Source organism: Ferrovibrio sp. (assembly GCF_041906005.1).
Lineage (GTDB): Bacteria > Pseudomonadota > Alphaproteobacteria > Ferrovibrionales > Ferrovibrionaceae > Ferrovibrio.
This window is the reverse complement of the sequence record NZ_JAYRJY010000001.1, coordinates 3,399,111-3,424,740: the sequence shown is the minus strand read 5'-3', so window position 1 is coordinate 3,424,740 and position 25,630 is coordinate 3,399,111. Positions and strand designations below refer to the sequence as shown.

Below are 25,630 nucleotides of genomic sequence, written 5' to 3'. Positions count from 1 at the left end.
AATTATGTTTTACTCTTTCTTTTAAGCGCCCGTTTCTGCTGGCGCGACAATCCTTCGGCAGAAACCTGTCCGGGCTGCTTCGTCGCCTGGCCCGCCAGATAGAACACGTAAGCCGCCGTGAACGCGACCAACACGCCGCCACCGATCCAAGGATTGCCGGTGGCCCACCAAGTCAGTCCGCCGAACCCGATGGAACCTGCATAGCAGATCAACCATTGCCGCCACGTCAATTTAAATTTCTTGTTATTTTCCATTTATCTAAACCAGTTTCATCAAGCTAGACATCAGATGAAGGCGCACCCCCGATATCACAGGGTAGGCGTCTGCTCGAAGGCAGTCGCCCCCGCAGCCAGCTCAGCTTCTTCTGGTGTCACCGGCCCGGGCTCGACGCCCTGCACCAGCGCAGCAGGAGGACCATCCGCCAGCTCCCGCTCCAGATTGCTCAGGGCTTCCGTTTCGCCATAGGCGAGGACCTCCACCCGGCCATCCCGGCGGTTTCGCACCCAGCCGACCAGGCCGTGATGCTTCGCCCGACCGGCGGTCCAATACCGGAAGCCGACGCCCTGAACCCGGCCGGTGACGAAATAGCGACGCGCCATCTTGCTCATGGCGCAACTTTAAACCGCCGGCGCCCGACCCTGCCAGAGGGCCGGGCACCGGCCCGGTTTATGCCTTGGTATTAGGCCGGTTTTACTCGGCCGATTTCATCGGACAGGTATTCACACCGAGCAGACTATAGGCCGGGCAGAACCGGAACAGGCCGGTCGCCAGGGGCACCAGCCCGATCAGGCCGAACCAGCGGGCCTCACCCGGATACCAGACCAGCAGGGAGAGCAGACCCAGCCCGACGAGGATACGAAGAATGCGGTCGATGCCGCCGACGTTGTTTTTCATGGGAGGCTTCCTTTTCTGTCTTCAGGATTGCGGGGCAATGCGGGTGCTACCGGAAGGCAGGGAGCGTTCCCCGTCGCCATCGACATTCCGGCCAAGTTCGCTGCGCCAGGGGCGCCAGCGTTCCATGACCACCAGCAGCACAACCAGCAGAGCCGCCAGCACCAGCGCAACCAGCCAGAACGGCAGCCCCATCATCTGGTCCAGGGTCAGTTTGCCCGGTCCGCCAGACAGCCAGGGCTTCAGCGTCGGCTCCAGATAGCCGAAGGCCATGGCGCCGCAGATCCCGCCAGCCAGGGTGGCCCAGGCATCGCGGTAACCGGCACCAACCTGCGCCAGCACGGTGCCGGGGCAGGCGCCGGCCAGGGTGATGCCGGCCCCCAGGATCAGGCCACCAACGATATCGGCGGTATACAGCGTGGCCTTGGGCGCCAGCTTGATGATGCCGAAGCCATTCATGGCCGCCAGTACCACGAGGCCGGTGGCAACGGCGGTGAGGAACACCTTCAGCATGGTGAAATTGCGCAACTGCATCTGGCCGACGATCACGCCGGGTTCGAAGACGCGGGATTTCTCCAGCGCCAGACCGAAGACCAGGCCCATGGTCAGACCAACAAGGATGGCGGATAACACGCTCATGATCTCCTCCTCCTCTTACACGCGCCGCAGGAACAGGGCCGTGGCGATGCCGCCGGCGAACATCGCCGCCACGGCGATGAACGAGCCGATCGCCAGCTGGGCGATGCCTGAGAGGCCATGGCCGCTGGTGCAGCCATCGGCGATGCGGGCACCGAACAGCATGATGAAGCCGGCCACGAAGGCCAGCGGCAGGCGGCCCGACAGGCTGGAAATCCCCAGACCGCGCGACCAGACAAAGGACATGGCAGGCCGCTGCGCGCCGGACAGCCGGGCAGACAGGGCCGCACCCAGTGCCACGCCGATCACCAGCGCGACCTGCCACCAGTTCTTGGCCCCGGCCAGGTGTTTGGCGAAGTAGTCGATCTGGGCCACGGCCGGATCGACGAAGCCGGCGATATGGCCGGCGACCGTGACGTAGGACGATGAGGCGCCGAGCGCCGTGTTGATCAGCAGGAATGCCGGGATCTGCAGCAACCCGATCAGGATGCCGGCCGCGTAGGGCGACCAGGCTTTTTCGCGTAGCGAATACATGTCCACCTCCCCGGCCGAATCATGAGGATTGGCCGCGAGGTCAATTTATACACCTATTTTGTGTTTTAGCTTGACCTAAATCAAGCGGCTGGATCACATTCCATGAGCCGCCAACACGCGGTCCATTTCCTCGTGGAACCAGATGCAGCCCTGCTCAAAACGGCCGAAGGTGACATGGCTGTTGGCGCCGGAGCGGAAGCCGGGCTGGATCGCCTGAGCCATCTGGAAATCCTCGTCCAGCGCATCCCAGAAAATCTTCACGTTCTTGTCCCAATGCTGGCGCGCCTTGTCGCTCTGCGGCGGCTCGGGGATCAGCGCGCCGCCCTGCACGATGCTGGCATCGGTGCCCTGCGGAAACACCGCCATCACGGTGGCGTGGTCGGGCTGTACCAGGATCACCAGATTGGGGAAGATGTAATATAGCGGGTTGCCATAGTCGCGCACCGACTTGCCTTCCAGCGGCTGGCCCTGCAGCTCGGCGGCATTGCGCTTGGTGAAATACAGCCGCGCATGGCGGCCGAGCCGGTCGGCCACCGCGACATTGTCGGCGAACATCGGCGCAATGGTGGCCCGGTGGGCGTGGCGAACGTGATAGGTTTCCAGCCCGCCTTCCACCACCAGCTTCCAGTTGCCGGCGACACCGATCTCGCGTTCGTCGTAAAGCACATGATTGCCGAGGCCGAAACCATCGAGATCGGCGCGCAGCGTGGCGAAGAAGCTGTCGAAGTCGTAGCTCTCGCCCGGCTGCGGCACCACGAAGACAATCCCGAACGCCTCGGTCACCGGCAGACGGGCAAGGCCGTGCGTGACCTTATCGAGCTGGGCGAAACCTTCCTCGTGTGGGATACCGCGCAGTTTTCCAGCCAGATCGTAAGTCCAGGCATGATACGGGCAGACCAGCGACCGCTGGCCGCATTGGTCGCGTTGCCAGACCAGCTTGGCGCCGCGATGACGGCAGACATTGAGGAAAGCGTTCAGCCGCCCCTCGCGGTCGCGCGTCAGCAGGATCGGAATCCCGAGCAGATCGTGAGTCACCACATCGCCCGGCCGTGCCAGCCTGGATGAGAAACTCACCGCCATGGGATGGCGGCGGAACAGCAGGTCCTGCTCACGCGCCAGCCGCACCGGATCGATATAACGCGCCACATCGATGCGGGCGATGCTGTCCACCATGTCGGTGGCGCCGGCAGCGATATTGCGGCGGGTTCGATCCAGCCAGTCGTTCTGCTGCGCCGCCTGCATGGCCCGCTCCCTATCGCTGTTTCTTTTTGGCCGGCGGCGGACTGAACCGGGCCGTGCCGGCGATGAATTGCCAGAGTTGTTCGGTCACTTTCGCCTGTGCCGGCCGCTTCGTCGCTGCCAGTGCCTGGCCGATGGCCTGCCGCAGGCCGCCCAGGATCATGGCGCCAAGCAGGCTAGCATCGAGATCGGCCGGAATTTCACCGCGTTTCTGAGCGATCTCGATATTGCGTGCGGCCAGGGCGATATGCCGGGCCAGCCGCGTCGCCTCCACCGCCGCCACCTCCGGCGTGCGACTGAGCCGCGTGAGGATCAGCGGCGCCAGCGGCTCGGCGTAATGGAACGCCACCATACGATCCAACCGCAGCCTTTCGCGCTCACCCCAGGTCGCGCCGGGTTTGGGATTCACGTCCATCACTGCGGCTTCGAAACGATCGTAGAAGGCTTCGACCACGGCGGCGATCAGCCCGGCCTTCGAGGTGAAATAGTGATAGCTCAAGCCGGCCGATACGCCGGCCGCGCGCGCCACATCGGCGATCTCGCATTGCCCGTCGCCGGCCACCAGCACCTTGGCCGCCGCCTTCAGGATGCGCTCGCGGGTTTCGCCGCCTCGCGCCGAGGCAGGTAGTTCAGGCGGCAGGAGCTGGGCGGCGGAGACACGGAGACGCGGAGGCATGGCGACACCTTAATTGAATTCAATTCAATAGACAAACAAATCCTTGGGCGAGAGGTGCCCCCGCCATAGAATGCGGGCATGGCGGGGCCCGCCGCCGATAAACAAATCAGAAGAAAGACGACAGAACCCATGACAATTTCCCGAACACTGATCGCTGCCGCCGCAACATTCCTGGTCCTGTGCACGACCGCCCCCGCCGCCCTGGCACAGGCCTACCCGACCAAACCGGTCAGAGTCGTCGTGCCCTTCCCTGCCGGCGGGACCACCGACATCCTCGCCCGCCATGTGTCGCAGAAGCTGACCGAGCGGCTGGGCCAGCAGTTCGTCGTCGACAACAAGGCAGGCGCCGGCGGCAACATCGGCACCGAAGCGGTGGCGAAATCGGATCCTGACGGCTACACGATCATGATGGGCACCATTGGCACCCATTCGATCAACATCAGCCTGTATTCCAAGCTCAGCTACGACCCGGTGAAGGATTTTGCGCCGATTTCGCTGGTCGCCATGGTGGCCAACGTGCTGGTGGTGCACCCTTCCGTGCCTGCCAAGAACGTGCAGGAATTCATTGCCCTGGCGAAGTCACAGCCGGGCAAGCTCAATTTCGGCACGCCGGGCAACGGCACATCGGGCCATCTCTCGGCCGAGTTGTTCAAGAGCATGACCGGCACCGACATGATACACGTACCCTATCGGGGCTCGGGTCCGATGCTGACGGACCTGCTCGGCGGCAACGTCCAGTTCACTTTCGATAACCTTCCCTCTGCCCTGCCGCATATCCGCTCCGGAGCCCTGCGCGCATTGGGCGTCACCACGCCGAAACGCTGGCCCTCCACGCCCGACATCCCGACCATCGCCGAACAGGGCCTGCCGGATTACAGCGCCACAGCCTGGTTTGCCATGTATGCGCCGGCGAAAACACCGCCCGCCATCGTCAACAAGCTGAGCGACGAGATCGACACCATCCTGAAGACGCCGGAAATGAAGGCCCAGTTCGAGCAACAGGGTGCCGATCCGGTGGGCGGCAAGCCGCAGGTGCTGGCCGATCTGATGAAAACCGAAATCGAGAAATGGGCCAAGGCCGTGAAGGCTTCAGGCGCCCGCATCGACTGAACAGCACACAGGCGCGATCCCCGCGAAAGCGGGGATCGCCTTTTTATCGGCGTTACATTTCCATGCCTGCCGGCAGATGCCGGAATGGCAGGACCGAAAGATCCAGCGCTGCCGGCCCCGGCGTATCCACATCGACGATAACGGCCGCGCGATCGGCGAAGGCGGCGCGGAAATGGTTCTTGGCTTTTGCGGCAACCAGCCGCGTCTTAGCCAGATCAATACCATGCAGACGGAAATAGGCCGGATCGATTCCGGCCTGGCAGCTCGACGTCACGATCACCTTTACATTATCGACCTTCAGGACGGCGGTAGCCCCCAGGTCGACCGCCATGCCGGTCTCGAACGGGCCTTCATTGATGAAGTGCCCATCGGTGAGCGCGAGAACCTCAGCCCTTGCTTCTATGGGAGCGCCAAAATGCGGCGCGATGCGGCCACCTAGTTTCACCGGCAGAACCCCACCGATGCCGGCCGCAGCGGCCATCTGCACAAGGCCGGCATCGTAGAAGAAGGCGAAAACCGCCTCACCATCGATCCTGACATCCAGCAGAGCGCGCAGCAGCGCGGTGGTATCGCCAATGCCGCCGGACAGAGGATTGTCGCTCGGTTCAACGACGCAGACGAGGCCGGGATGTTTCAGTGCCTCGGCAAGCCCCTGTTGCGGTGTGGGTAATGACGTCTGGAACTGCGCGCGACGGCCAAAGAGCCGGGCCGCGATATCCTCGGCCGCATTCCTTGCCTGCTGCGGCGTTTCCGCCCAGGCCAGCGCCGTTCCGCCGGCGTCGGGACTATCACCCCAGACAAAACCGCCAAAGACACTGATGTCTTTTACCCCATCGGCCGTGGCGGCCCTTGCATCGGCCATGGTCTCGGCCATCGGGCCCGCGTTGGTACGCATGTTGAAGCTGTGCAGCAGTGCCGGAACCTTTGCCACCGCACCAGCCAGCCTGGCGCCGCCAGCAGCAAGTCGCTCAAGCTCGGCCAGCACGCGGGCGGCGGTCTGATCCATATCAACATGCGGATGCGTCTTGTAACCAGAGGCGAAATCGACCAGATGCACAAGCTCCGGCGAGACATTGGCGTGCAGGTCGAAGCTGACCCCTAGCGGAACCGTCGAACCGATGACATCGCGCACCCGGCGGATCAGTTTCAGGTCCGCCTGCGGTTCGCCCATCGTCACCAGTGCGCCATGGAGCGACAGGTAGACGGCATCCCAGCGCCCGCCATCGGCAAGGCCGCGCAATATGTCGGTGACGATGCCTTCATACAGGGCATCTTCCACTGCCCCCCCTGGCGGCGCGGATGCGCAACGCAGCGTAACGATCTCCCAGTCAGGGTGGCTGTCTAGGAACGCAGCCACCGCACCCAGTTCGGTGCCGGTGCCGCGATAGCGGGCAAGCTGCGCCACACCATCGAACCATTCGCGGCGTTCGAAATCAGCCAAGGTGGTCGGCAACGGGGAGAAGCTGTTGCCTTCATGCCAGAGCCGGGCAACAGCTAGACGTTTTTCTGTGCTCATGAGTCCGATTTAATCGAATTCGATCCCGAATGACAGATAGCCCCGGAACCGCGCCCTGCCCCCGCGCACTGGTTCGCCGCTGCGACGATAGTCCGGGAAGCGCGCCAGCAGGCGGCCGATGGCGATCTGCCCCTCGATACGCGCCAACGACATGCCGGCGCAGGCATGAATGCCGGCACCGAAGGCCAGGTGGCGGTTCGGCTGGCGGCCGACATCGAGGCGGTCGGGATCGGGGAACTGTGCCGGGTCGCGGTTGGCCGCGCCGATGCACAGCGTGACCAGCGTGCCGGCCTCAAAGGTCACGCCGCCGATCTCGACTTCCTCGACCACGCGCCTGTTGCCGAGCTGGTTGGAGGATTCAAAGCGCAGGAATTCCTCCACCGCCGTTTTCATCAGGCAGGGATCCTCGATCAGGCGCTGCTTCTGGTCAGGCCAGTCCAGCAGGGCCGCCGCGCCGTTGCCGATCAAGTTGGCGGTGGTTTCGTGGCCGGCATTGAGCAGGAAGATGCAGTTCTGTACCAGCTCGTCGGCGGTAAGCCGTTCGCCATTCTCGCCACGGATCAGGCCGGCGAGCACGTCGCCGAAACCGTCGCTGCCCGCATCGGCATCCCGCTCCACGCGGCGATGCCATTCGGCCAGATGGCTAGCGAGATAGGCTTCGAATTCCAGCATGGCCCTGTTGCCGGCATCGGCCCGTTCCGGGGTCAGCACCGGCTCCAGCGCACCCAGGATGGCCAGCGACCAATCGCGCAGCAGGTGGCGGTCGGCCGGCGGCACGGCGAGCATGTCGCCGATGATCTCCACCGGCAGCGCGGCGGCATAATCGGTGACAACATCCATGCCGCCCTGCTTCGCGGCGCGATCCAGCAGCCGGTCGACCAAGGCGACGAAGCGCGCCTCCAGCAGTTTCAGCGCGCGCGGCGTGAAGGCGGGCGCCAGCAGGCGCCGCACGCGGGTATGCAGCGGCGGATCGTTGAACACCAGGCTGGTGGTGTGATGACGATAGAGCGGCGTGTCGCCGAATTTCGGCTTGAACTCGATCTTCTTGTCGGAACTGAACCGCTTGCTGTCACGATAGACCGCCTGCAGGTCGTCATAACGGGTCAGGAAATAGCTGCCATCGGGCATCCGCCGCACCGGATCGTAATGGCGCAGCAGGTGATACATCGGATAGGGATCGTCTAGAAAGGCGCGATCCAGCGCACGCAGATCGAAATCCGCCACGGCCGCACGCTGTGCCGCCTCGCCGGTCCCGGCATAGCGGCCCAGATGCAGGTGGTTCAGGCCGGTTTCAGGGTGTGAAGCCGCCGTCGCCATTCCCGGGTTTGACATTGCCGTTTCCTCCGCCGGCCGTCTTCGCGGCCATTTTTCCCGCCAGTTCCGGCGGCACGATCACGCCACAGGAAATGATCAGCTTCATCGCCTGATCCACCGAGGTCGACAGGATCACGATATCCTTGCGACGGTAATACACCATGTAACCGCCGGTCGGGTTCGGCGTGGTCGGCACATAGACGGTGACGAGGTCGTCGCCCAGATTCTGGGATACCTCGGTGCCTTGCACGTAATTGGTGACGAAGGCGATGGTCCAGGAGCCGGCAGACGGCCAGGGCACCAGCGCAACCTGGCGGAATGACTGGCCTGACTGGCTGAACACGGTTTCGAAAATCTGTTTCAGCGCCGAGTAGAGCCCGCGGATGACCGGCATGCGGGCCACCAGACGCTCGCTCACCCGCAGCAGGGTGCGCCCCAGCAGGTTGGTGGCGAGGAAGCCGATCAGCGTCAGCAGCACCAGTGCCGCCAGCACGCCAAGACCGGGGATGCCGAACGGGAGATGGTACGGGATCAGCCGTTCCGGTTCGTATCCTTCCGGCACCAGGCCGCGCACGTTGCGGTCGATCGCCTGGATCGTGATCACGACGAGATAGATGGTGAGTCCGATCGGCGCCGTGACGATGATGCCGGCCAGGAAGTAATTGCGCAGCCGTGCGAACAGCCCGAGCTTGGGAACCGGCGCGATGATCGGCGGGAGTTCGGATTCCGGAGTCTGTCCGGCCGGCGGTGTCTCGCTCATGACGCTCAGCTCACGAAAAAGCGACGCAAGGCCGCGTAGGTTTCGTCGGGCGCTTCCTCAGGCAGGAAATGCCCGCTCGGCACGGCGTGGCCCTCCAGGCTGCCGGAAACCTTGTCGCGCCAAGTCCCCAGCACGTCATAGGCTTTGTGCATCAGGCCTTTTTCGCCCCACAACACCAGCATCGGACAGCGGACACGCTTGTCCTGATCGGCGCGGTCGTGTTCCAGATCGATGGTGGCCGCAGCGCGATAATCCTCGCAGGAGGCGTGGATCGTGGCGGGATCGCGGAAGCAGCGCAGGTATTCCGCCAGCGCCTCGTCGTCAAATTTATGCCCCGCACCCGACCATTGGCCAGTTTTCTTGCGGAAATAGAATTCAGGATCGGCGCCGATCATGCGCTCCGGCATGTCGAAAGGCTGAATCAGGAAGAACCAGTGATAATAACCGGTGGCGACCTGCTGGTTCACCGTCTCGAACAGCGTGCGCGTCGGCACAATATCGAGCACGGCAAGCTTCTCAACGCGATCGGGATAATCCAGCGCAAGCCGATGCGACACCCGCCCGCCGCGATCGTGGCCGGCCAGCCGGAAAGTATCGAATCCCAACGCCGTCATCACGGCAGCCATGTCGGCGGCGGTGGCGCGCTTGGAATAGGAGGAATGGTCGGGCAACGTCGCCGGCTTGGAACTGTCGCCATACCCGCGCAGGTCGGCGCAGACCACGGTGAAATCCTCGGCCAGTTTCGGCGCGATCCGGTGCCACATCGCATGGGTTTGCGGATAACCGTGCAGCAACAGCAGCGCGGGCCCCTTGCCACCGACAAGCACATTGATTTCGGCGCCCGCGCCGTTTACCCGCTTTTGCTCGAATCCCGGAAACAGCACGCTCTCGCCTCCCTGTTGCCGGCGATGGCCGGCTAGCGCGGCTGGCGGAAAAACTCCGGATTCGCCGGCGGCGCCGACGCGTCCCAGATCACCATCATGCGGCCACGCTTCTGTTGTGCGTATACCGGTTTCGGGGCGCTGTCGAGATGCTCCTCCCGGTAGCGTGCCACCACCCAGCCACTGGGGTTCGCCGCCAGCCAGGCGGGAATGGCGGCATAGTCGATTTCCTGCAGCGGCTTTTCCAGCCGGCCGAGGAACTGGTATTCGCCGTGGTAATCACCGGCATAGGCGACCGGCCGGCCCTCATCCTGGGCGCGCTTGATCACCATGCCGGCCGGGATCAGGTCGTAGGCCGGTTTGGCTGGCATGAAACCGAACAGATGCACGGCGAGGAACAACAGCGTGGCGGGAACCGTCATCGCGCCGAGAGCCGCCGGAAAACCGCCCCGCCGCGCCAGCCACAGCGCGGCAAGCACCCCGAACAGCAATAACGCAGCAATCTCAATCAGGTTCTCAAGCGCCCAGTCTGGCAGATCCGCCTTGTCGGCGAGTTTGGGCAAAGCGGCCATGAGGGCCGGCATGGCCAGCACGACGGCAGCCAGCAGGCCGAAAGCAACCGCCAGCCACCAGGCATCGCGGGCTTTCGGCGTCGCGGCCCAGTCAGCCGTCAGGCTGCGGGCCAGCATCAGCATGAAGGCCGGCGCCAGCGGCAGCAGGTAATGCGGCTGCTTGCCGCTGATCATGGAAAACACCAGCAGACCGGTCAGGCTGACCACCAGGCCAAAGCGCAGGCCCGGCTCGGCAGGGCGGCGCCACAGCGCCAGCGCGCGCCAGGCCGGCGGCCACAGCGACCAGGGAAATAGCAGCAGCGGCAGCAGCGGCAGATACCACCAGAATGGCCGGCGATGGGCGAAGCTGTCCTTTACGCGGCCTGCCGTCTGGCCCCAGAGCAGTGCCTGTTTGTAGACAGGACCGCCGGCTTCGGCCGCCGGCAGAGCCCAGGCCAGGCCAATGGCGGCGCCGATCGCCATCGACAGCAGCACGCCGCCATACCAGCCGAACCAGTTCGGCTTCGCCTCGCGCCGCATCCACAGCGGCGCCAGCAACGCCGGTGGCAGAATGTAGACCAGGATCACCGGCCCTTTGCCCAGGACACCGAGACCAATCGCCAGGCCGGTGATCAGGATACCAGCCCAGCGTTTGCGGTAATGCAGATTCAGCGTCAGGCCGATCCAGCCCAGCAGGGCGAAGAAGGCCATGATCAGATCGAACATGGTAAGCGTGGCAAACAGCATCCACCACGCCGCCGTCAGCAGCAGCAGGGGCGCGACATTGCCCGCCGCCCTGCCCTGTTCGCCCGGCCAGAGCAGACGTCCCAGCACCGCGGTCAGCAGGAGGGCGCCGGCGCCAAACAGCGGCGCCACCAGCCGCGCCCAGACATCACTGACACCAAAAATCAGCCAGCCGAGGCGGATAATCCAGAACAGCAGGGGCGGCTTGTGGTGATAGGCCTCGCCATTCAGCAAAGGCACCAGCCAGTGATCCGCCAGATGCATCTCCCAGGCGACGGTGACATACCGCGTCTCGTCGATCGGCATCAGCGGCCGCGCATAGAGCGCAGCAGCCACCACGACCAGCCAGAGCAGCGCCGTGAAGGTGAAGGCGTTGCGGTTGCTGAGCGGCTGCATGTTACACCGCCGCTTCCCGGCCTTCGCGCCGCGCCTTGTAGATCAGGTGCAGGTTGCGCAGATACACCACCAGGCCGGAAACCTGGCCGATGATGAATACCACGTTGGCGATATGGACGGCGTAGAACAGCAGGATCACGCCGCCGGCGATGCTGATGTACCAGAAGATCACGGGAATCTCGCTCCGCTTCACCCGTTCGGCATGAAACCACTGGATGATGAAGCGCGAGGCGAAAACCGCCTGCCCGAGGAAACCGATCACGGCCCAGAAATTCAGGCTGTCGTCGAGACGGTCCCAGTATTCGGCCAGCAATTGACCAATCATGATGCTGTTTCCTTACACAAGCGGCTCGCTGCCGCCGCTATCGCGCCAGCGGCGTTTCAGCCACATGACGCCAACCAGATCCACCAGGCCAGCCTTCAGCCGCCCCCAGGTGCCGTAATGCGAAGCGCCGCCGCGACGATGGCGATGATGCACCGGCACCGACCGCACACTGCCACCGGCACGCAGCACCAGGGCGGGCAGAAAACGATGCATGTGATCGAAAGCCGGCAGGCGCAGGAACAGGTCGCGGCGCAGCATCTTCAGGCCGCAGCCTGTATCCGGCGTCGCGTCGCCCAGCAGGCGCGAACGGACAGCGTTGGCGATCTTCGACGAGATTTTCTTGATCCGGCTGTCCTGCCGTTTCACCCGGTGGCCGGCCAGCAGCAATCCGGCCCCACCATCCGGAGCGGCCTGCAACGCGGCCCACAGGGCGGGAATGTCGGCGGGATCGTTCTGGCCGTCGCCGTCCAATGTTACGAGCACCGTGCCGCGCGCGGCATGCGCGCCGGTCACCACGGCCATCGACTGGCCAGCATTGCGGCGATGCCGCAGCGGGCGAAGCTCGGGCATCGTGGCGGCGCAGGAGCGCAGGATTGCCGGGGTGTCGTCGGTAGAACAATCATCAACGGCAAGGATTTCGAAACTGACCAGGCCCCGCAGAGCGGCACAGATTTCTTCCAGAAGGCTGCGGATATTCGCAGCCTCGTTATGCACCGGGATCACGACCGACAGCGCGCAGGCCGGGGCTGGTTGAGTCGGGGCGCTGGCCGAGGCGGAATGCTGCCCGGCCGGGGATGGGGGAATGCCGTTCATGATGGGGGGTGTTTATGGCAGGGGGATGCTTGAGAGGCCAGTAAAATCGCGCAAGTTTCTTATCGGCGCAAGCTTACCCGGAGCTTGCAGTTTTGCCGGATTGTCGCAGGAAAGCCGGTTTTCCGCAGCCGGCGAATCACTTGCGCCGGCCGGATGCCCGGCTAGAGTGGCCGGGAACCGTGCAAGACAGGATATCCGGGAGGATTTGAGAATGCGTCTGGCGAACAAGGTGGCGATTGTAACCGGTGGCGGCTCGGGTTTTGGCGAGGGGATCGCCAAACGATTCGCCCTGGAAGGCGCCGCGGTGGTGATCGGCGACCTGAACCTCGCGGCCGCCGAGAAAGTCGCTGGCGAGATCAACAAGGCCGGGCATCGCGCACTGCCGGTCGCGGTTGATGTCTCTCAAAACAAACAGATGAAAAGCCTGGTCGAGAAGGCCGTGGAGGCCTTCGGCGGCCTCGATATCATGGTCAATAACGCCGGCATGCCGCAACGCAATGCCCCGCTGCTGGAAACCGACGAAGCCACCTTCGACAAGATTTTCGCCGTCAACGTGAAAAGCATCTACAATTCGGCGATGCATGCCGTGCCGGCCATGCGCAAACGCGGCGGCGGCGCATTCATCAATATTGCCTCCACCGCCGGCGTGCGCCCCCGTCCCGGCCTGGTGTGGTATAACGGCAGCAAAGGCGCCGTGATCACGCTCACCAAGGCCATGGCCGTGGAACTGGCACCGGAACAGATCCGCGTGAATGCCCTGAATCCGGTGGCCGGCCTGACGCCGATGCTGAAGGAATTCATGGGCGGCCAGGAAACCGACGAGATGAAAGCCAAATTCGTCAGCACCATCCCGATCGGCCGGTTCTCCACGCCGCAGGATATCGCCAACGCGGCGCTCTATTTCGCTTCCGACGAAGCGAATTTCATCACCGGAGTCTGCATGGAGGTCGATGGCGGCCGATGCATATAACGAAAACCCTTCCGTTTATGGCGGCCCTGCTTCTGGCAGGGCCTGTAATGGCGCAGGCACCAGCGCAGGCTCCTGCCGCCCCGCCACCCGCCCAGATGCAGGGCACCACGCCGCCCACGCCCAGCACCACCGATCCACGCGCGGCCGCCGAGCCCGAGACGCAGCCCATCAAACCGAAGGCCGCCCCCAAGCCGGCGGCGAAAAGCGGCACGGCCGCGCCGCGCAACCAGACCATGGCTTTCACCCTGCCCGATCTGGTGCCGATCGCCGAAATTCCCCGCGGCAAGGCCGTCATGCTGCAGGGCGTGGTCCTGTCGCCGCAGGCCACCACGTTTGTGCTCAACGACGGCAATGCCAGTCAGGTGATCAGCCTGGGCTCGAGCTGGCGCGACCTGACCAAGGTGAAGGCCGGCGACCGCGTGCGCGTGATCGGCCAGATGGATCCCTATGGCGCGCCGGTTTTCCGCGCTGGCAGCGTGGTTCTCGAAAACAACAAGATCGTGGTGGTGCCGAACGGATAAGTCTACCGACCGGCAGCACCGCCGCGCGCCTTCGGGCACAATTTGAACGCTGTCTTCACCTGCCCCAATACAGTTGTACGCACGTGACGCATGAAGGCGTCCCAGTCGTTGAACGAGCCGACCAGACCGGCGAGCGCCGTACATTCTTCCCTGGCGAATTCGGTGATCTGGCGCGAGGCCACCACGGCGTTGGTGGCGCGCTGCTCGGCGTAAGGATCGTCCGGATAATTGCGCTTGTATGATTCCGAGCGCACCTGCACGGCATCGCGGAACCGCTGGATATTGGCCTGATCGAACGCGCCCCACATGGGCAGGATCGAGCCGTCATGGCCCAGCCGGGCGCAATCCCGCGCATAACCACGGATGATCATGCCGGCGCGAACGATGGCCTCGGCCTCCATCTCCGGTGCCGTCATGCATATTTGCGGACTTTTCGGCCGGCTGCCGGGGCCCAGTCCCTCCTGGGCCAGCGCCGGCAATGCGAAGCAGGCCGCAAGACATGCGGCAACGCCGCGTTGCAGCAGCGGTGTCACCGCTTGTTATGGGTGATCGCCGCGACAAAGGTGGCGGCGGCATCGGCGGCCTGGTCGACATGGTTGGAGGGAATGGCCGGCATCTGGTCAAGCGCCTGGCGCACCGCCAGCGCCTCCTGCGGCGGCAGCCGCTTGAGGATCTCCGCCGTACGCTCCGGTCCGGCGACACGCAGGAAAGCCACCAGCTTTTCCCGGCTCATCCCCTACCCCTTCGCCTTGGGCGCCGACTTCATCATCGCCAGATACATCGGCATCACGACATTGGTGAATTTGTTCTGGCCATACTGCAGTTCGTCCATTGCCGCCTTCACCATCTCGACGGTGGGATAATACGGCACAATCACATAACCATGCTTGCGCAATTCGGCGACAACGGCATTGGCCTGCTTGGTGTAGTTCTCGAAGAAATAACTGGTGTCGGATTTCTTGATGGCTTCCGAAATCACTTCCACGGCCGGGATCGGCTTGATCGCCTGCGGCCGCCAGTTAAAGCCGTCGGGCGGCTGGTTGGCATTGCGATCATCGGACGAGGCCATGGCAAAACTTTCAATACCGGCAATAGTTCAATTGGCCGGCAGCCGCACGCCGTTCGGCCATTGCCGCGCGGTCTGCTTCAATTCAGGGCTCTGCACCGCCGGCGCCCGCTTGCTGTCGAGCTGCCGAACCGCTGTCGCCACTTTGTGCTCGACCGCGATTTCCGACGGCGCCCGCAGACGCATCTTCACATAGGCTTCGCGCAGGGCTTCGGCAACCCGGCGTTCGAGCACACTGCCCGGTCCGGTAATGCGGCGGCGCACGATGATGTTCAATGCGTCGATATTCAGGCCGATGATGGCATGCAGGCGGGTCGACGGATGGGTCAGGCCGCCGCAAAGATTTTTCAGGTTATCGGCATAGAGCGTGACCAGCGGATAGCCAAACAGGCTGCCCTGCCCTTTCAGCTCCAGCGCCAGGTCGTGGATCCATTCGTAATACCGGCCACGGCCGATGGAATTGAACGCGGCCGACCCCCAGGCCTCTTTCATGGTCTGCATGGTGTCGCGTGCGCTGCGTTCGAAATCCGCCTGGTTCTCCACGATCACCTTCTCGATCTGACCACGCAGTTCTGGCGTCAGGCGCATATCCTGTCCGCGCTTGTAATTCACAGCCTTGCGCTTCAGGTCGCCGCGATTGCCGATTAGCCGGCCGGCGGCGTGAGGATCGAACATCGCTAGCCCTCGCTCCATGCTGGGCGAATCGGACCGCCCCGCCACGAAATCATCATGGCAGGCGAAGCAGTTAGCAACTGGGAAAGCAGGGCCCGGCCGGCAGGAGGGCCAAGGCCGCCGATCAGGCGTCGCGCTGGATGACGCGCAGGCGGTGATTGCAGATATCGATCTTGTCGGCCATGCGGGCGCGCCAGACCTGATCTGCCTCACGCTCGGTCTGGAACGGACCGTAGCGCTCCTCGGTGCCGGCCATCGGCGCCGGGTCAGCCAAGTCCTTGAAAATACCGCCTTCAACGTAAAACACGGGCATCGTCCTCATCCTCCGGCCTGTCTTCCGGATGCAGAACATTATTCCGCAACTGCGAAGAAAAAGACAGACCCACGAAGGTTGTAAGTTGATAACAAACCCTACGGTTTTGCCCCGAATTGGGCCCGGAGGGCCGCCGCCACGTCGTTCAGGGGGGCGCCCCAGTCCCTCGGATGCCGCTGCCGGAAACACCGCAGGGTCGGGTAGAACGGGCTGTCGGTACGATCCAGAAACCAGTACCAGAGCAGGCCATAACCCGGAGCGGGCAGCAGCAGCCAGACCGGCAGACCCAGGGCGCCGGCCAGATGGGCCACCGTGTTGCTGACCGTGATCACCATGTCGAGGGCCGCATACTGGGCCGCCGCCCCGTCCATATCCTGCAATGGGTCGATGGCCGGGTCCCGCCAGAGGGAAACACCCTGCCCGGCCTCAAGGGCTGCCCGTTCGGCCGCCGTCTCGCCATATTGCAGATCGATCCAGAACGCATCGACAGCAGCAAAGACCGGGGCGAAATCGGCAAGCTGCAGCGACTTCTGCGGCCCGAAATCGACATTGGCGCTGCGCCAGGACAGACCGATCCGCGGCCGCCCTCCGGCCATGGCCACCAGGCGCTGGCGCTGGGCATCGGCCATGGCGGGGGCGGATTGCAGGAAGCCGGAAAGCATTGCGGCAGCTTAAGCATCCCCGCATGCTGACGCCAGAGATGTCACAGACTCCCAAATCATCGGCCGCCGCCTTCACGCAGGCCGGCCTTCGGGCCCTGCAGGACGGCGATACGGCTGCCGCCACCCGGCATTTTGCAGCGGCGCGTCGGTTCTCACCAACCGATGTGGGCCTGCTGCACAGTCTGGCCGTGCTGTACCGGCAGGAACGCCGCTGGGCCGAATCCTGGTCGGCGGCCGAAACCGCTCTGCGCCTGCAGCCCGGCAATCCGGACTTCAATGCAGCACGCGCGGCTGCGCTGGGCTCCCTGTTGCTGGAGCAAGGTGCGGCGGCCGAAGCCCTCCCCTGGCTCCGGCAGGCGCTTGCCGTGCAACCGGACTGGCCAGAGATGTTGAGCCAGGCGTCGGAAGCGGCCTATCGCAACGGCGAGATGGCCGCGGCCCGCAGCGATCTGGATCGCGCCATCGCGCTGGAGCCCGATAACCGCAACCTGCACATGGCCCGCGCCACCATGCTGCTAAGCCAGCAGATATGGCAGCCGGGACTGGAGGACTACGAATACCGCCTGCGTCCTGGACCGGGGCTTGAAGTGTTGCGCGAGGGGCTCCACGCGCCACGATGGCATGGCGAGGACATGATGGGGCGTTGTCTGCTGGTGGTGGCGGAACAGGGCATCGGCGACCAGATCCGTTTCGCCAGCGATCTGCGCGACCTCGCGTCACTATGCGGCAGGCTCATCGTCGAATGCGAACCCCGTCTAGTGCCCCTGCTGGCGCGCAGCCTTCCCGCCATAACGGTCATGGCCAGCCATCAGCGGCGCAGTGGCAACCGGCATATATTCGATTACGGCTGGCTCGCCGGCCTGGGACCGGTGGACGCCTGGATCGAAATCGGCAGCCTGGCCCTTCGGCTGTTCGAGCGAAACCTTCCGCCGGACCGCATCCGGCCCTGAAACCGCGGCCCTTGCCGACAATCCACATCGATCTAGCTCTCTTTTCAAAGAGTTAGATTGGAATTTGCCATGCGCCATCGCCTTCTCCTCCTGCTGCTGCCCTTCGTCCTCCTGTCGCTCACCGCCTGCGGAACCGACCGCCCGGACCCCGCCGGCCAGGCCGCCTATGGGTCTTTCGAGCTGGAACGGTATTTCACGGGCCGGGTAAAAGCCTGGGGCCTGTTCGAACCCCGGTTCGGCGGGTCGGTGCGCCAGTTCACGGTCGACATCCGGGGCAGCAGGGATGGCACCGCTTTCGTGCTGGACGAGGATTTCCGTTTCAGCGACGGGGAAATCCAGAAACGGGTCTGGCGCATCCAGCCCGACGGCGCCGGCGGCTATTCCGGTACGGCTGACGATGTGCTGGGCGTTGCCCAGGGGCGCAGCCGGGGCAACGCCCTGGCCTGGGCCTATGATTTACGCCTGAAAACCCAGTCCGGCGGCATTGATGTCGGTTTCGACGACTGGCTCTACCGCTTCGACGACGAGATCGTGTTGAACCGGGCGACGGTGACGAAATGGGGCCTGCCGGTGGGCAGCGTGACCCTGGCATTTCGCAAGATCGAGTAGGTTGACGGGGCTGGACGACCGACCTATGGTCGCCGCGCTTTCGGGCGCGGTCCACCCCGCCCGAAGGATTACCGACCTCTGTGAGCCCGTAGCTCAGCTGGTAGAGCAAGCGACTTTTAATCGAGAGGTCCCGGGTTCGAATCCCGGCGGGCTCACCACCTCTATACCCCCCTGACAACCAATTTATTCGTGATCCGGTTGCCCATTCGGATATGCTGACGGCAATCAGGGGGAAACTCCGTGAACCGGCAGATCATCGAGAGCAGGTTCCGTCTTGATTCCAGCCTGCGTTTCATCCGGCCTGAGCTGCACGAACTGGCGGCTTTGTGGGAGGAGAAACGCGCCGGCCGGATTGCGCCTGATCGTGCCGACTTCTCCCCTTTTGTCCTGCGCCCCTATCTGCCCCGCATCCTGATCTACGAGATCGTGTCCAGCCAGGCGGAACGGCGGTTTCGCATCCGCCTGTACGGCACGCTGATCAGCCAGTATTCCGGCCGCGACCCCACCGGCAGGTTCGTCGACGAAATCATGAGCGAGCAAGCCTATGCCGACTTCAATCGCGGCCTGTCATGGGCAACCGACGAGGCCAGGCCGCTGCGGGCTGTCGGCAGTTACTATTTCGTCGACCGCAGCTTTGTGGAATTTGAATCGATCACCATGCCGCTGACCGTGAGTGGCGGAGATCAGGTCGAGCAATTGCTGAATGTCACCTATTACGACGACGAGGGCTGATCACAGCCAGTCGCGGGTCAGCCTGAATATCAAGGTCATCAGTCCATAAGCGATCGCCGCGAAAACCGCTGCGATACCAAAAACCTTCAGGTGCCGCAGGAACATCTAAAGCGGCTCGATGTCGCCCAGCGCCTGGCTGGCCTGGAAATCGGCGGCAAACGCCTGCAGCCGGCCTTCGGCAATGGCCGCGCGCATGCCGATCATCAGGTCCTGGTAATAGGTCAGGTTATGCTGGGTCATCAGCATGGCGCCGAGGATTTCATCCGACCGCACCAGATGATGCAGATAGGCGCGGCTGTAGCTGCGGCAGGCCGGGCAGCGGCAATGCTCGTCCAGCGGCCGCGGGTCTTCGGCATGACGCGCGTTACGGATGTTGATGCTGCCGCGCCGGGTGAATGCCTGTCCGGTGCGGCCCGAGCGGGTCGGCATCACGCAATCGAACATATCGATACCGCGCATCACGGCGCCGACCAGATCGGATGGCTTGCCCACGCCCATCAGGTAGCGCGGCCGGTCCGCCGGCAGATGCGGCACGGTGACATCCAGCGTGGCGAACATCTCCTCCTGCGTCTCGCCCACGGCAAGACCGCCCACGGCATAACCGTCGAAGCCGATGCCGAGCAGCCCGTTGGCGGATTCCTCGCGCAAAGCCGCATTGGTGCCGCCCTGCACGATGCCGAACAGGCCGTAACCTTCACGCTGCCGGAATGCCGTCTTGCAGCGCTCGGCCCACCGGATGGACAGGCGCATCGCCTCGGCGGCGCGCTTCTCGGTGGCCGGCAGCTTGACGCATTCATCCAGCTGCATGGTGATCGTGGCATCCAGCAGGTGCTGGATCTCGATGGACCGCTCGGGTGTCAGTTCATGGCGCGCGCCATCGATATGCGACTGGAAGGTGACGCCCTGCTCGGTCACCTTGTTGAGCTGCGATAACGACATGACCTGGAAGCCGCCGGAATCGGTCAGGATCGGACCGGGCCAGTTCATGAATTTGTGCAGGCCGCCCAGCTTCGCCACGCGTTCCGCCGTCGGCCGCAGCATCAGGTGATAGGTATTGCCCAGGATGATCTGCGCGCCCGTCTCGCGCACCGCCTCCGGCGTCATCGCCTTCACGGTGGCGGCCGTGCCAACCGGCATGAAGGTTGGCGTGTCGATCACGCCATGGGCGGTTTCGAGCTTCGCCTGGCGCGCGGCGCCATCGGTGGCACTGACGGAAAAGCGGAGGGTCATTTCGGGCCAATTATCAAATTAGACTGGCTGTCTGAACAGCAGGCTTGTATCGCCGTAGGAATAGAAACGGAAGCCCTGCTCCACCGCATGGCGATAGATCGCGCGCTGTTTTTCCAGCCCGACGAAGGCCGCCACCAGCATCAGCAGGGTGGATTTGGGCAAGTGGAAATTGGTCATCAGGCCATCGGCGACCCGGAAATCGAAGCCCGGCGTGATGAAGATATCCGTCTCGCCGGTGAAGGGCTGCAGGCCGCCGGTGGCACGCGCCGCTGTTTCCAGCAGGCGCAGCGAGGTGGTGCCAATGGCGATCACCCGCCCGCCGGCAGCCCTGGCCTCCCGCACCATTGCCACGGTCTCGGGCGTCACCTCGCCCCATTCGGCATGCATTTTATGCTCTTCCACCCGCTCCGCCTTCACCGGCAGGAAGGTTCCAGCGCCAACATGCAGGGTGACGCGGGCGAACCGGATGCCGATGCTTTTCAGCTGCCCGATCAGGTCAGGCGTGAAATGCAGGCCGGCGGTTGGCGCGGCCACGGCTCCGGCCTTTTCGGCGAACACCGTCTGGTAATCACTGCGGTCGCGGGCATCGGCCGGGCGCTGGGCGGCGATGTATGGCGGCAAAGGCATGCTGCCGGCGGTTTCCAGCGCCACGAGAAGCTCACCATCATCGCGGTCGAAAGCCAGCACGATCTGGTCGCCCTCGCGCCCCACCGTCTCGGCCCGGATCCCCCCCTCGAATGCGACCGCATCGCCCGGCTTCAGTCGCCGGGCGGGTTTGGCCATCGCCGTCCAGCGGCGGTTGCCCAGGCTTTTCAGCAGCATAGCTTCGACCTTCACCTCGGCCGGGCCACGTTCGCGCCGGCCGAACAGCCGTGCCGGGATCACCTTGGTATCGTTGAACACCAGCAGGTCGCGCGGCCGCAGCAACAGAGGCAGGTCGCGCACCACCCAGTCCTTCGGATCGACCTGGCCGTCATGGAAATACAGCAGCCGCGCCGCTTCGCGCGGCACTGCCGGCCGCTCGGCGATCAGCGCGGGCGGCAGGGTGAAGTCGAAGTCGGATACCAGCATGGCTCAGCCTCCCCGGCGGGAGGCGCCGGCGTCAGGCGACGTCGGCGGCAACGCGCAGCGAAACGATCTTGTCGGGATCGCTGACCGTGCCGTTGCGCGCCTGGTCGCCGCGCTTGATGGCATCGACATGCTCCATGCCCTCCACCACCTCCCCCCAGACGGTGTACTGGCGGTCCAGGAAGCGGGCATCGGCGAAGCAGATGAAAAACTGGCTGTCGGCGCTGTTCGGGTTCTGGGCGCGGGCCATCGAGCAGGTGCCGCGCTTATGCGGGGCGTCGTTGAATTCGGCATCCAGCTTCTGGCCCGAACCGCCGGTGCCATCGCCGCGCGGATCGCCGGTCTGGGCCATGAAGCCCTCGATCACACGATGGAATTTCAGGCCGTCATAGAAATTCTGCCGCGCCAGTTCCTTGATGCGGGCGACGTGATTGGGCGCCAGATCGGGACGCAGGGCAATGGTCACGCGGCCGTCCTTCAGTTCCAGATACAGGGTGTTTTCGAGATCGGCGCTCATGGGAATTCCTCGGCGTTACTTGATGTCGGCGGCGACGCGCAGCCTGATGATCTTGTCGGGATCGGTGACCTGGCCGCTGCCCGGCGCACCCTTCTTGATGCGATCGACTGCTTCCATACCCGAGATCACCTTGCCCCAGACGGTATACTGGCCATCCAGGAAGGGCGAATCCTCGAAGCAGATAAAGAACTGGCTGTCGGCGCTGTTCGGGTTCTGCGCGCGGGCCATCGACACGGTGCCGCGCTTGTGCGGTTCACGGTTGAACTCGGCATTCAGCTTCTGGCCCGAGCCGCCCGTTCCGGTGCCGGTGGGATCGCCGGTCTGGGCCATGAAGCCGCGAATGACGCGATGGAATACGATGCCGTCGTAAAAGCCCTTGCGCACCAGCTCCTTGATGCGGGCGACATGCTTGGGCGCCAGATCGGGACGCATGGCGATCACCACACGGCCGCCATCCTTCAGTTCCATGACCAGGGTGTTTTCCGGGTCCTCGATACGCTGGGCGTGCGCGGCCCCCGGAAGCGCCAGAACAGCAGCCAGCGCAAGAATCAGCAGATGGCGGCGGAGGATCAGCATGTCAGGTATCACCATTGGCCTTCAGGGCCGCAACGCGGGCGCGCATGCGCTCGGCCACACGGGGTGAGACGAAGGGATTTATATCGCCGCCCAGCATGGCGATTTCCTTCACCAGGCGGGAAGCGATGAACTGATGGTTGTCCGAGGCCATCAGGAATACGGTCTCGATCTCGGCATTCAGCCGGGCATTCATGCCCACCATCTGGAATTCGTATTCGAAGTCCGATACGGCGCGCAGCCCGCGGATGATCATCACCGCGCCAATTTCCATGGCGAAATGCATCAGCAGGTTGGAGAACGGCTTGACCTCGAACTCGGTGGCGCCCGGCATCAGCGGGCCGATTTCCTCGCGCACCATCTCGACGCGTTCTTCCAGCGAGAAGAATGGTCCCTTGCCGATGTTGACGGCAACGCCAACCACCAGCTTATCGACCAGTTTGCCGGCCCGCTTGATGATGTCGTAATGACCCTTGGTTACCGGATCGAACGTGCCCGGGTACAACCCGATGCGCTGCTTGGTCATCACTCCTCCCCAGAGTCACCTGCATCGTCATTTGCGGACGAGCCGTCATCCTGGCCTTCGTCCTGCGCGGGGCCACTTTCCGGCAAATGGGCGACCGACGCAACCTTCTCGCCCTCGCCGAGCTTGAAGATGATGACACCCTGGGTATTACGGCCGGCAATGCGGATACCGTCCACCGGGCAGCGGATCACCTGGCCGCCATCGGTAACCAGCATGATCTGATCGTCATGCTCGACCGGGAAGGCGGCGGTGACATTGCCATTCTTGGGGGTGGTTTCGATATTGATGATGCCCGAACCGCCGCGGCTGGTGATGCGGTATTCATAGGCCGAGCTGCGTTTGCCAAAGCCCTTTTCCGTAGCGGTGAGGATGAACTGTTCTGCCGCCTGCAGCTCGGTGATCCGCTCCATCGGCAGATCGGAGGCCAGCTCCACGCCGGTTTCGCCTTCGCGAATTCGCCGCTGGGCGGTGGCGTATTTGAGATAAGCCTCGCGCTCCTCCGCCGAGGTCTCGATATGCCGCAGCACGGACATCGAAATCACGCGGTCTCCCTCGGCCAGCTTCATGCCGCGCACGCCGGTTGAGGCGCGGCTCTGGAAGGTGCGGACGTCGGCAACCGGGAAGCGCACGCACTTGCCCTCATAAGACGCCAGCAGGATGTCATCCTGCTCCGTGCAGGGCAGCACGCCGACCAGGCTGTCATCGGCATCCTCGCCCTCGAACTTCATGGCAATCTTGCCATTGGCGTTGATGGTGACGAAATCACTCAGGTCGTTACGCCGGACATAGCCCTTGGCGGTGGCAAACATGACATGCAGTTCGCCCCACTTCGCCTCGTCCTCGGGCAGCGGCAGTACCTGGGTGATCTTCTCCCCCTCGGCCAGCGGCAGCAGGTTGACGAACGCCTTGCCACGCGACTGCGGCGTGCCTTCCGGCAAGCGGTACACCTTCAGCTTGTAGACCCGGCCGATATTGGAAAAGAACAGCACAGGCGTATGGGTACTGGCGACCAGAACCCGGGTGACAAAATCCTCGTCCTTGGTGCTCATGCCGGTGCGGCCCTTGCCGCCGCGCTTCTGCAGGCGGTAGGTCGACAGTGGCGTGCGCTTCACGTAGCCGCCGAAGCTGACCGTCACGACCATGTCTTCGCGCTGGATCAGGTCTTCGTCATCCTGCTCGAATTCCATCTCGGCGATCTGGGTCCGGCGCGGCACGGCAAACCGCTCGCGCATCGAAACCAGCTCGGCGCGCAGGATGCCCATCAGCTTCTCGCGGCTGCCGAGGATTGCGAGATACTCGTTGATCTCGGTGGCGAGCGTCTTCATCTCGTCGCCGATTTCGTCGCGGCCCAGTGCGGTCAGGCGCTGCAGGCGCAGATCAAGGATGGCCCGCGCCTGGGTTTCCGACAGCTTGTACTTGCCGTCGATCACCTTGTGGCTCAGATCGTCGATCAGGCTGATCATGTCGGCCACATCGGCAGCCGGCCATTCGCGGGTCATCAACTGCTCACGCGCCGTCTGCGGATCGGGCGCGCTGCGGATCAGCTTGATCACCTCGTCGATATTCGCCACCGCGATGGCCAGGCCGACCAGCACATGGGCACGGTCGCGCGCCTTGCCCAGCAGGAAGCGGGTACGGCGGAGGATCACCTCCTCGCGGAAATTGATGAAAGCGCCGATCAGCTGCTTGATGTTGAGCAGCTCGGGCTTGCCGGCATTGAGCGCCAGCATGTTGACGCCGAAGGAGGTCTGCAGCGGCGTGAAGCGGTAAAGCTGGTTCAGCACCACATCGGCCATGGCGTCGCGCTTGATCTCGATCACCACGCGCACGCCGTCGCGGTCGGATTCATCGCGCAGGTCGGAAATGCCTTCGATCTTCTTAGCCCGCACCAGCTCGGCGATCTTCTCGATCATCGATGCCTTGTTCACCTGATACGGAATTTCGGTGACGATGATCGCCTCGCGATCCTTGCGGATTTCCTCCACATGCACCTTGCCGCGCATGATGACGGAACCACGTCCGGTCCACATCGCCGCCTTGGCGCCGGCCCGGCCCAGGATGATGCCGCCGGTGGGGAAATCCGGTGCCGGCAGGATGTCCAGCAACTGCTCCAGCGTCACATCGGGATTGTCGACATAGGCGCAGCAGGCATCGATCACCTCGCCCATGTTGTGCGGCGGGATATTGGTGGCCATGCCGACGGCAATGCCGTTGGCGCCGTTGACCAGCAGGTTCGGGAACTGCGCCGGCAGCACCGAAGGTTCCTTCGTGCTGTCGTCGTAGTTGGGCTGGAAATCGATGGTGTCCTTGTCGATATCCGTCAGCAGCGCTTCCGCCGCCTTTTCCAGGCGGATTTCGGTGTAACGCATCGCCGCGGCCTTATCGCCGTCCATCGAGCCGAAATTGCCCTGGCCATCGAGCAGAAGCTGGCTCATGGAGAATGGCTGCGCCATGCGCACCATGGCGTCGTAGATCGACTGGTCGCCATGCGGGTGATATTTACCCATCACGTCACCGACCACGCGGGCCGACTTGCGATAGGGTTTGTCGGACAGGTAACCGTTCTCGTGCATCGAATAGAGGATGCGGCGATGCACCGGTTTCAGGCCGTCGCGCGCATCGGGCAGCGCGCGAGACACGATCACGCTCATGGCGTAACCGAGATACGAACGCTGCATCTCCTCTTCGATGGAGATGGGCTGGATATCGTGCGGAAGCGATGGCTGATCGGTCACGAAACGGGCGTCCGGAATAAGGGTTTGATGGGTCGAATCGGGGTGCCCGAACAGGCCGTTTCCAGCCCTGGAATCAGGCCCCGGAAACTACCATGGCGGG

Annotated in this window: 32 protein-coding genes and 1 tRNA gene; 7 read left to right on the top strand and 26 right to left on the bottom strand. The window is 63.8% G+C overall.

The features are described from left to right. Positions 1-2: 2 nt before the first annotated feature. From ACE3OO_RS16860 to ACE3OO_RS16830, 7 genes are all read right to left on the bottom strand, one after another. Positions 3-254: a hypothetical protein gene (locus ACE3OO_RS16860; RefSeq protein WP_374304603.1), complete on the bottom strand. Its 252-nt coding sequence runs from the start codon at positions 252-254 to the stop codon at positions 3-5. A gap of 54 nt (positions 255-308) precedes the next feature. After that, complete coding sequence (locus ACE3OO_RS16855; RefSeq protein ID WP_374304602.1) at positions 309-608, bottom strand: acylphosphatase; 300 nt, start codon at positions 606-608, stop codon at positions 309-311. 82 nt (positions 609-690) lie between these two features. Continuing rightward, entirely contained in the window at positions 691-894 is a 204-nt protein-coding gene (locus ACE3OO_RS16850) for a DUF2892 domain-containing protein (RefSeq protein WP_374304601.1), read from the bottom strand. Positions 895-915: 21 nt separating this feature from the next. After that, positions 916-1,530 carry a YeeE/YedE thiosulfate transporter family protein gene (locus tag ACE3OO_RS16845; RefSeq protein WP_374304600.1) on the bottom strand — a complete coding sequence of 205 codons (615 nt, stop codon included), beginning with the start codon at positions 1,528-1,530 and terminating at the stop codon, positions 916-918. Positions 1,531-1,545: 15 nt separating this feature from the next. Beyond that, positions 1,546-2,061 carry a YeeE/YedE thiosulfate transporter family protein gene (locus ACE3OO_RS16840; RefSeq protein WP_374304599.1) on the bottom strand — a complete coding sequence of 172 codons (516 nt, stop codon included), beginning with the start codon at positions 2,059-2,061 and terminating at the stop codon, positions 1,546-1,548. 93 nt (positions 2,062-2,154) lie between these two features. Further along, the gene (locus ACE3OO_RS16835; RefSeq protein ID WP_374304598.1) at positions 2,155-3,303 is read right to left on the bottom strand and encodes an aromatic ring-hydroxylating dioxygenase subunit alpha; all 1,149 of its coding nucleotides are present in this window, start codon (positions 3,301-3,303) and stop codon (positions 2,155-2,157) included. 10 nt (positions 3,304-3,313) lie between these two features. Continuing rightward, the gene (locus ACE3OO_RS16830) at positions 3,314-3,976 is read right to left on the bottom strand and encodes a TetR/AcrR family transcriptional regulator (RefSeq protein WP_374304597.1); all 663 of its coding nucleotides are present in this window, start codon (positions 3,974-3,976) and stop codon (positions 3,314-3,316) included. 129 nt (positions 3,977-4,105) lie between these two features. Between ACE3OO_RS16830 and ACE3OO_RS16825 the strand changes: the two genes are divergently transcribed. Further along, entirely contained in the window at positions 4,106-5,086 is a 981-nt protein-coding gene (locus ACE3OO_RS16825) for a Bug family tripartite tricarboxylate transporter substrate binding protein (RefSeq protein ID WP_374304596.1), read from the top strand. A gap of 52 nt (positions 5,087-5,138) precedes the next feature. On the opposite strand, the gene ACE3OO_RS16820 is transcribed toward ACE3OO_RS16825, so the two are convergent. Genes ACE3OO_RS16820 through ACE3OO_RS16790 form a run of 7 tightly spaced genes read right to left on the bottom strand, consistent with a single transcriptional unit; the run spans position 5,139 to position 12,386 of the window. Next, positions 5,139-6,602, bottom strand: coding sequence for a M81 family metallopeptidase (locus ACE3OO_RS16820; protein WP_374304595.1), 1,464 nt, complete (start codon positions 6,600-6,602; stop codon positions 5,139-5,141). 9 nt (positions 6,603-6,611) lie between these two features. Next, the gene (locus tag ACE3OO_RS16815; protein ID WP_374304594.1) at positions 6,612-7,934 is read right to left on the bottom strand and encodes a cytochrome P450; all 1,323 of its coding nucleotides are present in this window, start codon (positions 7,932-7,934) and stop codon (positions 6,612-6,614) included. Beyond that, positions 7,894-8,676, bottom strand: a complete 783-nt coding sequence (locus ACE3OO_RS16810) for a DUF502 domain-containing protein (RefSeq protein ID WP_374304593.1) — start codon at positions 8,674-8,676, stop codon at positions 7,894-7,896. The genes ACE3OO_RS16815 and ACE3OO_RS16810 overlap by 41 nt, the downstream gene beginning before the upstream one ends. Before the next feature lie 5 nt (positions 8,677-8,681). Continuing rightward, complete coding sequence (locus ACE3OO_RS16805; RefSeq protein ID WP_374304592.1) at positions 8,682-9,560, bottom strand: alpha/beta fold hydrolase; 879 nt, start codon at positions 9,558-9,560, stop codon at positions 8,682-8,684. A gap of 32 nt (positions 9,561-9,592) precedes the next feature. Beyond that, positions 9,593-11,248 (bottom strand): ArnT family glycosyltransferase, encoded by a 1,656-nt coding sequence (locus tag ACE3OO_RS16800; RefSeq protein WP_374304591.1) that lies wholly within the window; start codon positions 11,246-11,248, stop codon positions 9,593-9,595. Position 11,249: 1 nt separating this feature from the next. Continuing rightward, positions 11,250-11,573 carry a lipid-A-disaccharide synthase N-terminal domain-containing protein gene (locus tag ACE3OO_RS16795; RefSeq protein WP_374304590.1) on the bottom strand — a complete coding sequence of 108 codons (324 nt, stop codon included), beginning with the start codon at positions 11,571-11,573 and terminating at the stop codon, positions 11,250-11,252. Positions 11,574-11,585: 12 nt separating this feature from the next. After that, positions 11,586-12,386 (bottom strand): glycosyltransferase family 2 protein, encoded by an 801-nt coding sequence (locus tag ACE3OO_RS16790; RefSeq protein ID WP_374304589.1) that lies wholly within the window; start codon positions 12,384-12,386, stop codon positions 11,586-11,588. Between the two features lie 211 nt (positions 12,387-12,597). On the opposite strand from ACE3OO_RS16790, the gene ACE3OO_RS16785 reads away from it, so the two are divergent. Both ACE3OO_RS16785 and ACE3OO_RS16780 read left to right on the top strand, forming a co-directional pair. Continuing rightward, positions 12,598-13,356 (top strand): SDR family oxidoreductase, encoded by a 759-nt coding sequence (locus ACE3OO_RS16785; protein WP_374304588.1) that lies wholly within the window; start codon positions 12,598-12,600, stop codon positions 13,354-13,356. Between the two features lie 47 nt (positions 13,357-13,403). After that, a complete protein-coding gene (locus ACE3OO_RS16780) occupies positions 13,404-13,877 on the top strand; it encodes a hypothetical protein (protein WP_374304587.1) in 474 nt (157 codons plus the stop codon). 2 nt (positions 13,878-13,879) lie between these two features. Here ACE3OO_RS16780 and ACE3OO_RS16775 read toward each other — a convergent pair whose 3' ends face one another. The 6 genes from ACE3OO_RS16775 to ACE3OO_RS16750 form a co-directional block, all read right to left on the bottom strand. After that, positions 13,880-14,293 carry a hypothetical protein gene (locus ACE3OO_RS16775; RefSeq protein WP_374304586.1) on the bottom strand — a complete coding sequence of 138 codons (414 nt, stop codon included), beginning with the start codon at positions 14,291-14,293 and terminating at the stop codon, positions 13,880-13,882. Between the two features lie 113 nt (positions 14,294-14,406). Continuing rightward, the gene (locus ACE3OO_RS16770) at positions 14,407-14,610 is read right to left on the bottom strand and encodes a hypothetical protein (protein ID WP_374304585.1); all 204 of its coding nucleotides are present in this window, start codon (positions 14,608-14,610) and stop codon (positions 14,407-14,409) included. Between the two features lie 3 nt (positions 14,611-14,613). Beyond that, positions 14,614-14,946, bottom strand: a complete 333-nt coding sequence (locus ACE3OO_RS16765; protein ID WP_374304584.1) for a hypothetical protein — start codon at positions 14,944-14,946, stop codon at positions 14,614-14,616. 27 nt (positions 14,947-14,973) lie between these two features. Continuing rightward, entirely contained in the window at positions 14,974-15,618 is a 645-nt protein-coding gene (locus ACE3OO_RS16760; protein WP_374304583.1) for a hypothetical protein, read from the bottom strand. Between the two features lie 121 nt (positions 15,619-15,739). Then, positions 15,740-15,928, bottom strand: a complete 189-nt coding sequence (locus tag ACE3OO_RS16755) for a hypothetical protein (RefSeq protein ID WP_374304582.1) — start codon at positions 15,926-15,928, stop codon at positions 15,740-15,742. 98 nt (positions 15,929-16,026) lie between these two features. After that, on the bottom strand, positions 16,027-16,590 hold the full coding sequence (locus ACE3OO_RS16750) for a hypothetical protein (RefSeq protein ID WP_374304581.1): 564 nt from the start codon (positions 16,588-16,590) through the stop codon (positions 16,027-16,029). A gap of 23 nt (positions 16,591-16,613) precedes the next feature. Here ACE3OO_RS16750 and ACE3OO_RS16745 point away from each other — a divergent pair, with 23 nt between their 5' ends. The 4 genes from ACE3OO_RS16745 to ACE3OO_RS16730 all read left to right on the top strand — a co-directional run bounded on the left by ACE3OO_RS16745 (position 16,614) and on the right by ACE3OO_RS16730 (position 18,881). Beyond that, positions 16,614-17,540, top strand: a complete 927-nt coding sequence (locus tag ACE3OO_RS16745; RefSeq protein WP_374304580.1) for a hypothetical protein — start codon at positions 16,614-16,616, stop codon at positions 17,538-17,540. Positions 17,541-17,609: 69 nt separating this feature from the next. Then, positions 17,610-18,149, top strand: coding sequence for a DUF3833 family protein (locus ACE3OO_RS16740; RefSeq protein WP_374304579.1), 540 nt, complete (start codon positions 17,610-17,612; stop codon positions 18,147-18,149). 82 nt (positions 18,150-18,231) lie between these two features. Continuing rightward, positions 18,232-18,307: transfer RNA gene (locus ACE3OO_RS16735), tRNA-Lys, on the top strand. Positions 18,308-18,389: 82 nt separating this feature from the next. Further along, on the top strand, positions 18,390-18,881 hold the full coding sequence (locus ACE3OO_RS16730; RefSeq protein ID WP_374304578.1) for a PAS domain-containing protein: 492 nt from the start codon (positions 18,390-18,392) through the stop codon (positions 18,879-18,881). Between the two features lie 105 nt (positions 18,882-18,986). Here the strand turns inward: ACE3OO_RS16730 and tgt are convergent, their stop codons facing one another. Genes tgt through gyrA form a run of 6 tightly spaced genes read right to left on the bottom strand, consistent with a single transcriptional unit; the run spans position 18,987 to position 25,530 of the window. Continuing rightward, positions 18,987-20,111, bottom strand: a complete 1,125-nt coding sequence (gene tgt, locus ACE3OO_RS16725; RefSeq protein WP_374304577.1) for a tRNA guanosine(34) transglycosylase Tgt — start codon at positions 20,109-20,111, stop codon at positions 18,987-18,989. A gap of 18 nt (positions 20,112-20,129) precedes the next feature. Further along, the gene (queA, locus tag ACE3OO_RS16720) at positions 20,130-21,182 is read right to left on the bottom strand and encodes a tRNA preQ1(34) S-adenosylmethionine ribosyltransferase-isomerase QueA (RefSeq protein WP_374304576.1); all 1,053 of its coding nucleotides are present in this window, start codon (positions 21,180-21,182) and stop codon (positions 20,130-20,132) included. Positions 21,183-21,213: 31 nt separating this feature from the next. Next, a complete protein-coding gene (locus tag ACE3OO_RS16715) occupies positions 21,214-21,696 on the bottom strand; it encodes a peptidylprolyl isomerase (protein ID WP_374304575.1) in 483 nt (160 codons plus the stop codon). Between the two features lie 15 nt (positions 21,697-21,711). Continuing rightward, the gene (locus ACE3OO_RS16710; RefSeq protein ID WP_374304574.1) at positions 21,712-22,272 is read right to left on the bottom strand and encodes a peptidylprolyl isomerase; all 561 of its coding nucleotides are present in this window, start codon (positions 22,270-22,272) and stop codon (positions 21,712-21,714) included. Between the two features lies 1 nt (position 22,273). Then, positions 22,274-22,795: a pantetheine-phosphate adenylyltransferase gene (coaD, locus tag ACE3OO_RS16705; RefSeq protein ID WP_374304573.1), complete on the bottom strand. Its 522-nt coding sequence runs from the start codon at positions 22,793-22,795 to the stop codon at positions 22,274-22,276. Beyond that, positions 22,795-25,530, bottom strand: coding sequence for a DNA gyrase subunit A (gene gyrA / locus ACE3OO_RS16700; protein WP_374304572.1), 2,736 nt, complete (start codon positions 25,528-25,530; stop codon positions 22,795-22,797). The genes coaD and gyrA overlap by 1 nt, the downstream gene beginning before the upstream one ends. Positions 25,531-25,630 lie beyond the last annotated feature (100 nt).

Bases quoted from the DNA above. Each gene is read 5' to 3' on its own strand.
- ACE3OO_RS16775 (WP_374304586.1), bottom strand. From the start codon at position 14,293: ATGACGGCACCGGAGATGGAGGCCGAGGCCATCGTTCGCGCCGGCATG.
- ACE3OO_RS16845 (WP_374304600.1), bottom strand. From the start codon at position 1,530: ATGAGCGTGTTATCCGCCATCCTTGTTGGTCTGACCATGGGCCTGGTC.
- ACE3OO_RS16785 (WP_374304588.1), top strand. From the start codon at position 12,598: ATGCGTCTGGCGAACAAGGTGGCGATTGTAACCGGTGGCGGCTCGGGT.
- ACE3OO_RS16750 (WP_374304581.1), bottom strand. From the start codon at position 16,590: ATGCTTTCCGGCTTCCTGCAATCCGCCCCCGCCATGGCCGATGCCCAG.
- ACE3OO_RS16830 (WP_374304597.1), bottom strand. From the start codon at position 3,976: ATGCCTCCGCGTCTCCGTGTCTCCGCCGCCCAGCTCCTGCCGCCTGAA.
- coaD (WP_374304573.1), bottom strand. From the start codon at position 22,795: ATGACCAAGCAGCGCATCGGGTTGTACCCGGGCACGTTCGATCCGGTA.
- ACE3OO_RS16790 (WP_374304589.1), bottom strand. From the start codon at position 12,386: ATGAACGGCATTCCCCCATCCCCGGCCGGGCAGCATTCCGCCTCGGCC.
- ACE3OO_RS16855 (WP_374304602.1), bottom strand. From the start codon at position 608: ATGAGCAAGATGGCGCGTCGCTATTTCGTCACCGGCCGGGTTCAGGGC.
- ACE3OO_RS16765 (WP_374304584.1), bottom strand. From the start codon at position 14,946: ATGGCCTCGTCCGATGATCGCAATGCCAACCAGCCGCCCGACGGCTTT.
- ACE3OO_RS16795 (WP_374304590.1), bottom strand. From the start codon at position 11,573: ATGATTGGTCAATTGCTGGCCGAATACTGGGACCGTCTCGACGACAGC.
- ACE3OO_RS16760 (WP_374304583.1), bottom strand. From the start codon at position 15,618: ATGTTCGATCCTCACGCCGCCGGCCGGCTAATCGGCAATCGCGGCGAC.
- ACE3OO_RS16815 (WP_374304594.1), bottom strand. From the start codon at position 7,934: ATGTCAAACCCGGGAATGGCGACGGCGGCTTCACACCCTGAAACCGGC.
- ACE3OO_RS16710 (WP_374304574.1), bottom strand. From the start codon at position 22,272: ATGCTGATCCTCCGCCGCCATCTGCTGATTCTTGCGCTGGCTGCTGTT.
- ACE3OO_RS16860 (WP_374304603.1), bottom strand. From the start codon at position 254: ATGGAAAATAACAAGAAATTTAAATTGACGTGGCGGCAATGGTTGATC.
- ACE3OO_RS16715 (WP_374304575.1), bottom strand. From the start codon at position 21,696: ATGAGCGCCGATCTCGAAAACACCCTGTATCTGGAACTGAAGGACGGC.
- queA (WP_374304576.1), bottom strand. From the start codon at position 21,182: ATGCTGGTATCCGACTTCGACTTCACCCTGCCGCCCGCGCTGATCGCC.
- ACE3OO_RS16800 (WP_374304591.1), bottom strand. From the start codon at position 11,248: ATGCAGCCGCTCAGCAACCGCAACGCCTTCACCTTCACGGCGCTGCTC.
- ACE3OO_RS16850 (WP_374304601.1), bottom strand. From the start codon at position 894: ATGAAAAACAACGTCGGCGGCATCGACCGCATTCTTCGTATCCTCGTC.
- ACE3OO_RS16745 (WP_374304580.1), top strand. From the start codon at position 16,614: ATGCTGACGCCAGAGATGTCACAGACTCCCAAATCATCGGCCGCCGCC.
- ACE3OO_RS16770 (WP_374304585.1), bottom strand. From the start codon at position 14,610: ATGAGCCGGGAAAAGCTGGTGGCTTTCCTGCGTGTCGCCGGACCGGAG.
- ACE3OO_RS16825 (WP_374304596.1), top strand. From the start codon at position 4,106: ATGACAATTTCCCGAACACTGATCGCTGCCGCCGCAACATTCCTGGTC.
- ACE3OO_RS16755 (WP_374304582.1), bottom strand. From the start codon at position 15,928: ATGCCCGTGTTTTACGTTGAAGGCGGTATTTTCAAGGACTTGGCTGAC.
- ACE3OO_RS16835 (WP_374304598.1), bottom strand. From the start codon at position 3,303: ATGCAGGCGGCGCAGCAGAACGACTGGCTGGATCGAACCCGCCGCAAT.
- ACE3OO_RS16780 (WP_374304587.1), top strand. From the start codon at position 13,404: ATGGCGCAGGCACCAGCGCAGGCTCCTGCCGCCCCGCCACCCGCCCAG.
- ACE3OO_RS16740 (WP_374304579.1), top strand. From the start codon at position 17,610: ATGCGCCATCGCCTTCTCCTCCTGCTGCTGCCCTTCGTCCTCCTGTCG.
- ACE3OO_RS16810 (WP_374304593.1), bottom strand. From the start codon at position 8,676: ATGAGCGAGACACCGCCGGCCGGACAGACTCCGGAATCCGAACTCCCG.
- ACE3OO_RS16840 (WP_374304599.1), bottom strand. From the start codon at position 2,061: ATGTATTCGCTACGCGAAAAAGCCTGGTCGCCCTACGCGGCCGGCATC.
- ACE3OO_RS16820 (WP_374304595.1), bottom strand. From the start codon at position 6,602: ATGAGCACAGAAAAACGTCTAGCTGTTGCCCGGCTCTGGCATGAAGGC.
- tgt (WP_374304577.1), bottom strand. From the start codon at position 20,111: ATGACCCTCCGCTTTTCCGTCAGTGCCACCGATGGCGCCGCGCGCCAG.